Below are 11,417 nucleotides of genomic sequence, written 5' to 3'. Positions count from 1 at the left end.
AGCACGAACACTATGCGAGTGGTAACACTCGCTTCTTTTAGCTGACCGAATACCTCCATTATGAAATTGCACAACTCTCTTTTTAGCCACTTTTTCTTAGTGATCACTTTGGCGTTAGCCGCTTGTTCGCAGCAGCCAACTGGCCCACAAGCCACTACCCAAATACCCCATGGGCAGGCCCCAAAAACCACTGCAGTCGCTTGGCAGCCAGCACATATTGTGGCCAATCAACAAACCGCTATTTTGGCTTACCACGCCTTAGCGAGTAACGGTGAAAACCGTTTTAAGCTGGTAAGTCACAGCCAAAATGGTATGCAAGTGCTTACACACAAAAACCAAGTTGTTGCCACCTTGGCCGGTACTTTTGATAGCTTAGACCAGCGTTTGCTACCCAACAGCACCGAACAATGGTTGGTATCAGGCGTTGATACGACAACGCAGAAAGTGGTACTTAGCGTTTTTACAAATAGCGATACCAACTTTAGCCAACCCATCTCGCTGCCCAAACGCGACTTTGCCCTAGCCGGTGCTTGCTTGTATCAAAACGAAGGTAACAGCTTTGTTTTTGTCGTGGGTGAAGATGGCTATGGTGAACAATGGCTGGTCGCTACGGGCGGTACACTTTTAAATAAAGCCCAGCGTATTCGGGCTATTCCCATGCCACCGGAAGCAGAGTACTGCCAAGCCGATGATGCCAGCAGTACACTGTTTGTGAATGAAGAAACTGTAGGGCTATGGGCTTACCCCGCCAAAGCCGAAGCACAAACCCGCCGCCAACCCGTCGCCCTTGTTGCCCCTTTTGGCGCACTGGCGCAAAGCGCAGGGAATATGGCTGTTATTGCTGGCGGCGTTGCTATCCTCGACCCAGACGCTGCAGCGCTGCAAATTTACCAACCCGTAAACGAAGGCTGGGCACTCCGCCATAAGTTTTCACTCGGCAACATCAGCGACCCAAAACAACTTCATTTACAGCTGGCCGATAACCACATTACCGCGCTGGTGCGCGATGACGATGCCGGCGCTTGGTTCCAAAGTACTTGGTTACAAAGCACTTGGATTCAAAGCAGCCTGCCTTTTACTACACCGTACAGCAACCAAAGCAAGGCCACATCACTCAACCCAACAGCGTTACCCATAGTTTACCCGCAAGCTGAAACCGCTCCGGTTGCGCACCACGGCGATGCCGCCGATGACCCCGCCATTTGGATTCACCCAAGCAAACCTTCGCAGTCGCTCATTTTAGGCACAAATAAAAAAGCCGGTTTGCAGGTATACACACTGGCCGGCGAACAGGTCCAATCGCTGCCGATAGGCAGGCTCAATAACGTGGACCTGCGCAGCCATGTAACAGTTGGCAACAGCGGTAAAAAAATTAGCATTGCTGCCGCCAGCCATCGCGATCACAACAGCATTAGTTTGTTTACCATTAACAATAATGGGCAGGTGGCATTCCACAGCGACGTGGCCACGCCCATTGCCGAAATTTACGGCCTGTGCCTTTACCAACCCAATACCCATGAGCTTTACGCTTTTGCTAATGGTAAAGACGGCTTGGTGATTCAATACCACATTGCGGTATCTGAAAAAGCGGGGAATATTCAACTCGCAGGTAAAGAAGTGCGACGCTTTGAACTAGCCACACAACCCGAAGGCTGCGTGGCCGACGACGCCAACCAACAGCTCTTTATTGGCGAAGAAGACGTTGGGGTTTGGCGCTTATCCGCGAACCCTGAAGGCTCGGTCAAACGCGAAATGATTTTGCCCGTTGGCGACACCTTGAAAGACGATGTAGAAGGTTTAGCCTTGTATAACGACAAAACTCGTAATCGCCCTTTGTTGGTTATATCCAGCCAAGGCAACGATAGTTATATTGTAATGGATAGCCAAGCCCCGTATACCATACGCACTGTATTGCGGGTGGGTATTAATGCAGCACTGGGTATTGATGGCGCCTCCGAAACCGATGGCTTAGACGTAACATCGGCAAATTTGGGCGGCCCTTGGAGCGAAGGCTTTTTAGTGGTACAAGACGGCCACAATCGCATGCCCGAGGAACCACAAAACTTCAAGGTTATCCCTTGGAGCGAAATCGCACCTTTATTGAAATAGTTTAAGGCACGCAATTATGACAACGCGAAGAAAAGTACTCAGCCACGCGATGGTCGCAATGGCAACAGCTCCAAGCCTTAGCCGTGCCACCACAACAAAACCTGCTGTACCCAACTTGGACGACACGTGGCTAGACGAAGCCCATCAAGCCACTTTACCCAAAGGCACCACCTTAAGAATTGTTGCTAAATCTAGCCAGCAGCCTGCCGCTAAATCTAATTATTTATGGCACGGCGCGCCCGATGGCGGCGCTTGCTTTAGCACCCCAGACGGCGGTTGGATTTATGTTTCTAATAGTGAAATGCCAAATAACACCGGTGGCTGCGGCGCCATTCGCTTTAATCAAAAAGCCGACATAGTCGATGCCTACAGTATTTTACAAAATACGACTCGCAATTGTGCCGGTGGCGTAAGCTTATGGAATACCTGGCTAAGCTGCGAAGAAACGGACACAGGCCTTGTGTACGAGTGTGACCCGTTAGGCCAAAAGCCAGCCCGCGCACTGCCAGCGCTGGGGAGTTTTAATCACGAAGCCGCTGCTATGGACCCTACAACCGGTCACGTCTTTTTAACCGAAGATAAACCCGACGGTTGCCTTTACCGCTTTACCCCTAAAAAGCCGGGCGATTTAAGCCAAGGCACTTTAGAAGTGGGCGTTATCAAAAACAAAGCACTCACCTTAACCTGGCAAGCTATCCCCGACCCTTCAGCAAAAAAACTGCCGGTACGCTACCAAATAAAACAAGCGGCTCGCTTTCGTGGCGGTGAAGGTATTGTTTACCACAATGGCTCAGTATTTTTTACCACCAAAATCGATAACCGCGTATGGTCGCTGGCCTTAGATAATTATTCGCTAGGTGTCGTCTATGATGCTTCACATTTTTTAAGCCCAGTATTAACCGGCGTCGATAATATTGAAGTCAGCCAAAATGGTCAGCTACTTGTCGCCGAAGATGGCGGCAACATGCAAATCGCCGCTCTTACACCCAACGGCGGCGCCGTTCCATTAATTACACTGCACAACCAAAAAGCTTCCGAAATTACCGGCCCCGCCTTCAGCCCCGATGGCAGTAAGTTGTATTTTAGCTCCCAAAGAGGTTTTAACGGAAAGTCTGAAAATGGCATTACTTATGAATTGAGTTTGCCTTGGAATGCGCAGGTGAGTTAACCGGATAAACCGCAGTTGCACCATCAAGCCTACACAGCCCCTTGACGCATCTTTTGACTCTCACCGCGGTTTTTAGGTTAAAGGGCCTCTTTAAAAATAATGATTTTTAAAGACGCCCAATACACTAAAGGGCATCTCTAAAAATAGTAATTTTTTTGTGAGAGCAAGGAAGCACCGCCCGGAGAGCCGCAGTTTACGTAGTGTAAATGAGGACTCGAGGACGGAGCTGACGCGGCTATCGCGGAAAAAGTGCATTTTTAGAGACGCCCTAAATCCTAGCTTCAAATATCCGCTCGCCAGACTGTCTGTCCCTAATAATTACCCGATTAACGTCTATCGCTTTGCCATCTTTATACAATGGAATTATGAGCGGCCATTCGATACGGCCTGTTTCCGCCACCCATTGGTAACGATTATTGGAACTGCGGTGAGGTTCGGCTTCGCTATAGCCTGGGTTGTTAACATAAAAGCGATGTTCTTTTGCACCAGTTAAAACAACCTCCCAATCGCCACCCTGCCTAACAAAGACTTTAGGCGCTGCCGAGCTGATCCGTTTAGATTTTAAGAGTCTTGCGTCCTGAACTTTGCCTTTATCAAATTCAAAAACAATAGTGAGCGCAGCCACTTTTTGATAACTTTTGGCTGGTGCCGCGGGTTTAGGGGTTGTGTTCACTACAATTTCTGGCGGAGTGCTAACACCATTGTTATGCGTGACCTGGGCCAACACCCCCGTAGCGATAAATATTAAACTGGCCAATACAATTATATTTTTCATCATCGTTCTCCTAAGGGGCTGGTGGAACAGTGTAGCTCCAACGGCCTGGAGCAAAAGTCGCTGGCGCTGAAACTCTGGGTGCGCCGAGTGCTTGGTAGGCGTTATCCATCACGACCCAATCAGCCGGGCCAGATTCCCAGACTTCATTGCCTCCGTTAAGCATAATTAAATTACTGTTAATGCTGCCTTGCGAGCGCCACCAAACAGAACCATTACGCGAAGACGTAAAAGACACGCAGTTGCGCCAACCGGCATTATTAGCATCGTTATTACACGCCGCTTGGCTTGCATACAGTACCGGCCGCACTTCTGAATAAGAGCTATCGCAGCAGTATTCGTCCGGTAAACCAAATAAACCGTGGCCGGTTTCGTGAACAATCGTGCGGAAGCTGGTTGGCTCGGCAGTTGCTCTGCCACCACCGCCACAATCGCGTAATTCATTGCGGTGCATTAATACCCGCTGATCGGCAAAGGCGGCATCGGTATTCACTTGATTTGGCCACACCACGGTTGGGCAACGGAAATTACCCTCGGCATCGGGCGCCCGCGCTGTAACACTGCCAGTTTCTGTCATGTAATAATAATTAAGGTGAAACAAACCATTAAAATACGCTTGGTTTTGCCAGTAAGCGTTTTCGATAACATCGGTCATATCATCAACAAAGGCTTGCCGGTTAGCCGTAACCGATAAATCGCCATAGGAAGTATCAGGTACAAAAACGATATTAAAAGCTTTATCGGTATCGTTTTGTGAAATATACAATTCATACACCGTTGCACCTGAAAACGGCGTATCGTCTTCGCTTACAGTACGATTAATTTCGCACCCTAAATTGCTGATCATCGATACCGCAGTACCGATTATTATGATTAAAAAGCGTTTCATGCTTGCCTCCCATTTAAGCTGCCGGCACTTGGTTGTGCCACAATCTAGTGTTAGCGATAAACACAATAGGCGCAGTGAAATATTACCCAACGGTTTGTGTGGTATTCACAAATAATTAGAGCGCTTTAGGGACGTTCTGAACGGATAAAGCAGGAGCGGTTAAAGCAAGAGCGGATAAGGAGGATGGGCCCGTTAGCTAATTCGAGATGTAAGGCTTAATTTCAGATAATAGCGTTTTACGATTAACTGGCTTCGACAAAAACCCATTACCGCCCATCTTTTGTGCGGTAGTTTTATCCGTTTCTACCTCACGGGCAGTTACAAAAATCACTGGCAGTTGCTGCTCGTTAAAATTCCGGCGCAGTGCTGCACAGGCTTCAAAGCCGTTCATTTCAGGCATCATGATATCCATCAATACCAATACAACCTCTGGGTTGGCGCGCAACTGCTCCAAAGCAGCTTTGCCGGTTTCAGCTTCAATAACATCGTATTCAGCTTTAAGCATGCCGATTAATACCATGCGATTAATGGCTTCATCATCGACAATCAAAATCAGTGGTTTTGTATGCGATGCCGCTTCAATAGGTGGCGATATAACAGCACTCGGCTTATCGGCAGGCTGGGCTACACTGGCAACGCCTGTTGTGGTTTTATCGCGAGTTATTGGCAGGGTAAAGCGCACTCGCGTACCTTCACCCTTATTTGAATGCACATTTATCTGGCCGCCGTGCAGCTCGATCAGTTGTTTGGTAATCGATAATCCTAAACCTATGCCACCTTGCTCTTCACCATGGTTGTAGCTTTTGTGATTAAGGCCATCAAAAACGCGCTCGATAATATCGGCATCAATACCTAGGCCGGTGTCTTGTACCTCAAGTGTCATTGTGTGCTGATCAAAACTATTTTTAAACGTAATGCGACCTTCTTGCGTGTATTTAATGGCGTTGCCAACAATATTTAACAAAATTTGCCGAAGCCGATTGGCATCGGCATAAATATTTGGCGAGCAGGGGTTAAGCTGATTAAGAATTTGAATATGCTTAGGAATGGGCAATAGCAATAATACTTCGCTTGTCACCTGCAGTATATTTAAAGGCTGGCGCTGCAGCGTTAAGCTTTGCGCTTCGAGTTTAGAAAAATCCAAAACATCGTTAATAGTGTTTAACAAACGTTTGCCACTGCTTTGTATATTCTTAGCACTATGCAGTACGGTATTGTCTTGCTGGCGTTCGCCATAATCCACCAGCTGCTCTGCCAACCCCAGCACACCATTTAACGGCGTGCGAAGCTCGTGTGAAGTGTTAGCAAGAAATGTATTTTTAAGCTTGGCGACTTTTCTAAGCTCCGTATTTAACGCCCGTTCTTGGGTTAGCTCTAACTGTTTTTGTTTATGTTTATACAACATGGCCAACAAGGCTAATAACACCAAACCGTAAATGCTATACGCCCACCACGTTCGCCATGGCGCAGGTAAAATATGCACAGGCAGGGCAATTTCATTAGCGCTGGCTAGCCCGTGTTCATCCACCGCTTTTAACCTAAAAATATAACGCCCAGCAGGAATATTGGTATACACCGCACGAGCACTGCGCGTAGCAGCCCCCCAATTATCTTCTAACCCTTCAAGGTAATAACTAAACTGGCTAAATTTAGCTGTGCGCATATTTAAATGCGCAACGCCAAAACTAAACGTTGTGTGCTGGTGGTTTAGCGTAAGCTGCTTAGTTTGGCTAATGCTTTGCCGCAATAGCGCGTTTTGTGGGCTGGGGTGTACCGCTATATTGTTTACCTGCAAGCTTTGAACAATAACGGGGCTGGGCTTTGCCGCAGGAGCAAAGCGCTTTGGGTTAAATACCGTTATACCACCAGAGCTGCCAATATAAATATACCCTTGTGGGGTGATTAAGCTTGCATTGCGGTTGTGGTTATTATTCGCTACACCATGCTGTTTTTGGAACATGGTTACCTGAAAAGTCTGTGGATTTATACGTGCAATGCCGTTTTGAGTGCCCGCCCATATTTGGCCTTCTGTATCTTCAACAAAACTACTCGCCACAGCCGATTGCAGGCCAGAGGCGGTGTTAATTAAAGTAATAAACGAACCATCGCGATGGAACACATAAATCCCCTCGCCTTGCACCCCTACCCATACGCGCAACAAGCTATCCATAAATAAGCTGGTAATGTTGTACGCGGTATTGTTATTTGGTGGTTTATCGGGTAGTGCAACATGCTTTAATGTTTTTTGGCGTTTATTTAAAATAGATAAGCCATCCATTGTACCCAACCACAAATTACCTAAGCCATCATCGAGTGTTCTATAAATGTAATTAGACGGTAAGGTCGCTGGGTTTTTATCATCACTTTGGTAATGCTCTAATACTTTGCCGTTGCGGTCTAATTTAAACAGGCCCTCAAATAGGGTGCCTGCCCACAGGTTATCTTCGTCTAGCAGTATGTTCCAAATAAAATTAATACCAGTAGCACGTATGGACTTTTCTTGAATGGTTTTATTGCTAAAGCTTTTTGATTGCGAATCAAACGTAATAATGCCGCCCTGAGTCGTGCCCAACCAAAGGGTGCCTTTACTGTCTTCTACAACCGAAAGAACAGTATCGGATACCAACCGGCCTTGCGTATTCTCTGTGGTATAAACCGTAAATTGTTGGCTTTTGGGCTCAAAATAATTTAGCCCTTTTTCAGTGCCCACCCACAGCCCACCTTTTTGGCTGGCCGCTAACGCCAATGTGCCATTGTGGCTTAGGCTGCTTTTATTGGGCTGGTACTTCAAAGTAATAAAATTACTTTTGGCGCGGTTTAAATGATTTATTTCAGAGTTAAAAGTACCCAGCCAAATGTCGCCTTGGTTATCTTCGTAAAAGCTGCGCACTTGATTCGAGGAAATACTGTGGGCGGCATAAGGGTCGTGCCGATGAAAAACAAACCGCTGGCTTGGTTCATCAAAAATGGCAATACCTGCGTTATCGCTAGACAGCCAAATTTCACCATTGCGGCGCTCGAATAACCGCCAAACAGACCTAAGCCCTGCAGAATATTTTGGGTTTTGAGCATGGTTAAGAAAATGCACACTACCGTCTGGATCTAACCGAATAGGCGGGCGCACCATAGAGGCCAACCAAAGCCGCCCTTGCTGGTCGCGCAGCATATCGAATACACCAGCACTACTTAGTGCTTGGGCATGAGCCGCGGGCACGGGATAAGGCGCATAATCGCCTTGTTGTGAGTCCAGCCTATAAAGACCATCGCTTAATGTGCCAACTAATAGGCGACCTTGGTCGTAAAGCAGCGACTGAACACGGTTAGTAGCCGGTTTTTCGTCAGCATTGCGCGACGTGAATAACTGCAAGGTTTGCCTGTCTGCCGATATCGCAACAACGCCTTGTTCGGTGCCTATGTACAAGCGGTTATTCGGGTCTAGCGCAACAGAGGTAATGCTCATATTTTTAACCCATGCCGGCGCATTCGGCGGGTTAAAACGGCTAAAGCCCTCCCTTTGCTGTTCGTACACAAATAGCCCGTGCCGTGTCGCTACCCACAATTGATTATTGTGATCCACCAGCAAACGTGTGACTTCGTTACTGGCCAGCGCAAATAGCGTGTTTTCTTGCCGTTGAAATATCCGAAAATTGCGACCGTCGTAACGCGCAAGACCGTTGCTGCCCCCAAACCACATATAGCCTTGCGCACCTTGGGTAATGCTCTGAATAATACCAATGCGGTCGCCTTGAAATTCAAGCTCTTCCATGGAGATTGTGTCAAAGCGTATATTGGTTTCGGGGTAGCCCTCAAAAATGGCGTAGCTGGGCACAGGTAATACCACCAACGCGCAGGCTAAAGCCCCCAGCCATGCGTTAAGCCGCCGGAGACAAAGCCGCGCGCACAAGTGGCGGATATGTAGGATAAGAATATGCATACATTTGTAGCATGAGTGTTAGCTGGCTTTTATAAGCTTAGCTGACTACAGCCAATTCACCGTCGAGCGTGGCGACAAACTGCATCACGAAAATCCGCGCGCGGCGCACAAGCCTGTGCTTGCGGGTTTGCCTTTCGGGGGCAATGCCTTTACCTTTTGCCCCACCACAACTTTGTGCCCTTTTTGATTGATAGGTCCCTTAAGCCATGCTCCGCCAGCCACCACACCACCTACTTGCCTGCCCCACCTGCCAAGCCGATACCAATAACGGCTTTACCCCAGAGCAACAAAACTGCACAGCTTGCGGGCAGCAATTTTTTGATTTACAGGGCATGCCCTGCTGGTTTGACGTAGGCCTTGCCCAGCAGCAGCTATGGGAAAGCCTGTATGCACTCGCCATAAAAAGCGGCCAAAATAACCTAGAGCGCAACCGCCAGCGCAACCTTAGCGATATGCTACCCAGCAGCGTTAAGCGCATTCACAATATGGATGCCGTTAATAACAGCATTGTTGAAGCCATGGATGTATTGCTCAACGATATGGGGCTGAATAAAACCGTGCACCCCGAGTTTGCCAATTACGACCCTTCGCGCATGCTGCAATACTTTGAATTACTGCTGCGCGACTGGGCTTGGGACGGCGCGCAACACCAAGCCGAAAGCGAGAATGCCCGCGAGCTAGAGCGTATAAGCGCCGCCCATAAAGCCATAGATAAACCCTTAGGCGATACCTGGGTAATTGGCGCCGGCGCTGGCCGCTTAAGTGCGGACATCCATCACCACCTTAAACCCAGCCATACCATAGCGCTGGATACCAACCCCGTACTTATTAGCTGCGCCCACCGCTTGGTTGCGCAACAAAAACCCTGGCAACTGCCCGAAATTCACCCCGGGCCGCAGCTGGGCATACCACTCACCAAAGTCTGGCCGATGAATGCCCCCAGCTATACCAACATGGATACTTGGTACGCCGTAGCCGGCAACGCGTGGCGGCCACCGCTTAAACAACACAGCTTCGATACCCTCATCACCCCTTGGTTTATGGATGTGAATGGCCGCGAGGTGCGCGATTTAATTGGCCAAGTACAAAAATACCTAAAACCCGGCGGGGTGTGGATAAACACCGGGCCACTGTTATACGGGCCAGACATTACCGACATGCACCGCTACAGCCACGAGGAAATAATCGAGTTGCTAGAAGTGGCCGGCTTTGAGGTAATTTACCAAAATAAAGTGCAAAGCCCGTATTTAGATACACCACTTTCCGAAGAAAAACGCATCGAGCAAATTTGGACCTTTGCCGCCGTAGCCCCTAGCGAATTCCCGCCCACCTATGCCGATATAAACCCACCGGCATGGATTGTATTACCCCACCTACCCATCCCCACAAACCAAACCTTCAACACCCACGGCAACCCCGTGCTGGAACATTTAGTAGCGCAAGTAAATGGCACAACCTGCATTAACGACATCGCCGATATTATGCGGCCAAACCTTGGCGAGGATAAGAATCCGCTGGAGGTGGTGCGGGGGGCGTTTTTGGAGTATTTGTTGAAGTAAGACTGCAATATCGAATGGACAAAAAAAGAGCCTGTAGTGGCTCTTTTTAGTTCGAGGAGACTTGATTACAGTCTAAGACGGAATCTTTTTCGGTTTTTTTGGCTTCGATCATCGGCAGTAACCGCTATCTTTCACGAGCAACACCTAGCCCCTAAATTTGTGAGCTTGATATTCGCTAGCACCGCTGTTAATGATGGATGCGGTCTCTAGGATGACTGTCAATGTGTTGTTGGCCAACCCTGTAAATGATTTAGGATAATAGCTATGTGTGCTATGCCCGTACCCGTTCGCTTATTTCATATAACAGCGATAGATAATCTAGCCGCTATTTTTAGCGAATCAGCATTACTTTGCAAAACGCTCTCTGACACTAAAGGGTTGGGCTACCACAATATTGCCCACGCAGGAGCGCAGGGCACACGGGCGGGCAAAGCCGTTATCGACCCTCCTGGGGGCGGTATTCACGATTATGTGCCCTTCTACTTTGCTCCACGCTCACCCATGTTAAGTGCCATTCACCATAAACAAGTTGCTGGCTGCCCTTATCGCCAAGCCGACATTGTGTATTTCGAGCTGTTAGTGCGGCAGGTGGTACAAAAAGGGGCGGAGTTTGTGTTTTATGACCGCAATGCCACAAAAAATTATAGCGTTGCCTATACCGACCCACACCAGCTAAAGAACGCCATTGATTGGGAGCTACTCACTGAGCCGCCAACTCTAGACGGCTTCTGTAAGTTCTTTCATGATCGCCATGAGCCAGCCAAGTACTTGGACCGCCGAGAGAAGCGCCAAGCAGAATTCCTTATAAAAGATTCGGTTCCGGTTAGTTGGTTTACCCGCTTAGGGGTGATAGATAACCATAAAGCGAGCATTGTGCAGCAAATGGCCAACGAGCATGGCGTCAACCTAGCAGTAGATGTAATGCCTGATTGGTATTTTTAAGCCAGAGCCAAAGCACGAATATGATGAAAGGGGCTCGAATCTTT

7 protein-coding genes are annotated in these 11,417 nt (G+C 48.3%); 4 read left to right on the top strand and 3 right to left on the bottom strand.

Features of this window, described 5'->3' with window-relative positions:
* Positions 1-60: 60 nt before the first annotated feature.
* The gene (locus MARGE09_RS00295; protein WP_236985329.1) at positions 61-2,109 is read left to right on the top strand and encodes a phytase; all 2,049 of its coding nucleotides are present in this window, start codon (positions 61-63) and stop codon (positions 2,107-2,109) included.
* A gap of 16 nt (positions 2,110-2,125) precedes the next feature.
* Positions 2,126-3,277 (top strand): alkaline phosphatase PhoX, encoded by a 1,152-nt coding sequence (locus MARGE09_RS00290; RefSeq protein WP_236985327.1) that lies wholly within the window; start codon positions 2,126-2,128, stop codon positions 3,275-3,277.
* A 268-nt stretch (positions 3,278-3,545) separates the two neighbouring features.
* Here the strand turns inward: MARGE09_RS00290 and MARGE09_RS00285 are convergent, their stop codons facing one another.
* From MARGE09_RS00285 to MARGE09_RS00275, 3 genes are all read right to left on the bottom strand, one after another.
* Positions 3,546-4,055, bottom strand: a complete 510-nt coding sequence (locus MARGE09_RS00285; protein WP_236985325.1) for a hypothetical protein — start codon at positions 4,053-4,055, stop codon at positions 3,546-3,548.
* Positions 4,056-4,062: 7 nt separating this feature from the next.
* Entirely contained in the window at positions 4,063-4,938 is an 876-nt protein-coding gene (locus MARGE09_RS00280; RefSeq protein ID WP_236985324.1) for a hypothetical protein, read from the bottom strand.
* Positions 4,939-5,134: 196 nt separating this feature from the next.
* The gene (locus MARGE09_RS00275; RefSeq protein ID WP_236985322.1) at positions 5,135-8,767 is read right to left on the bottom strand and encodes a hybrid sensor histidine kinase/response regulator; all 3,633 of its coding nucleotides are present in this window, start codon (positions 8,765-8,767) and stop codon (positions 5,135-5,137) included.
* A 311-nt stretch (positions 8,768-9,078) separates the two neighbouring features.
* On the opposite strand from MARGE09_RS00275, the gene MARGE09_RS00270 reads away from it, so the two are divergent.
* Together MARGE09_RS00270 and darT are read left to right on the top strand one after the other, a co-directional pair.
* A complete protein-coding gene (locus MARGE09_RS00270; protein ID WP_236985320.1) occupies positions 9,079-10,431 on the top strand; it encodes a carnosine N-methyltransferase family protein in 1,353 nt (450 codons plus the stop codon).
* Positions 10,432-10,695: 264 nt separating this feature from the next.
* Positions 10,696-11,373 carry a type II toxin-antitoxin system toxin DNA ADP-ribosyl transferase DarT gene (gene darT, locus MARGE09_RS00265; protein WP_236985318.1) on the top strand — a complete coding sequence of 226 codons (678 nt, stop codon included), beginning with the start codon at positions 10,696-10,698 and terminating at the stop codon, positions 11,371-11,373.
* Positions 11,374-11,417 lie beyond the last annotated feature (44 nt).

This window comes from Marinagarivorans cellulosilyticus, from assembly GCF_021655555.1.
In the GTDB taxonomy this organism is placed as follows: Bacteria; Pseudomonadota; Gammaproteobacteria; order Pseudomonadales; family Cellvibrionaceae; genus Marinagarivorans; species Marinagarivorans cellulosilyticus.
This window is presented reverse-complemented; position numbering and strand designations above follow the sequence as displayed.

Excerpts from the sequence above, each read along its gene's own strand:
- MARGE09_RS00290 (WP_236985327.1), top strand. The coding sequence starts at position 2,126 with ATGACAACGCGAAGAAAAGTACTCAGCCACGCGATGGTCGCAATGGCA.
- MARGE09_RS00280 (WP_236985324.1), bottom strand. The coding sequence starts at position 4,938 with ATGAAACGCTTTTTAATCATAATAATCGGTACTGCGGTATCGATGATC.
- MARGE09_RS00270 (WP_236985320.1), top strand. The coding sequence starts at position 9,079 with ATGCTCCGCCAGCCACCACACCACCTACTTGCCTGCCCCACCTGCCAA.
- MARGE09_RS00285 (WP_236985325.1), bottom strand. The coding sequence starts at position 4,055 with ATGATGAAAAATATAATTGTATTGGCCAGTTTAATATTTATCGCTACG.
- MARGE09_RS00295 (WP_236985329.1), top strand. The coding sequence starts at position 61 with ATGAAATTGCACAACTCTCTTTTTAGCCACTTTTTCTTAGTGATCACT.
- darT (WP_236985318.1), top strand. The coding sequence starts at position 10,696 with ATGTGTGCTATGCCCGTACCCGTTCGCTTATTTCATATAACAGCGATA.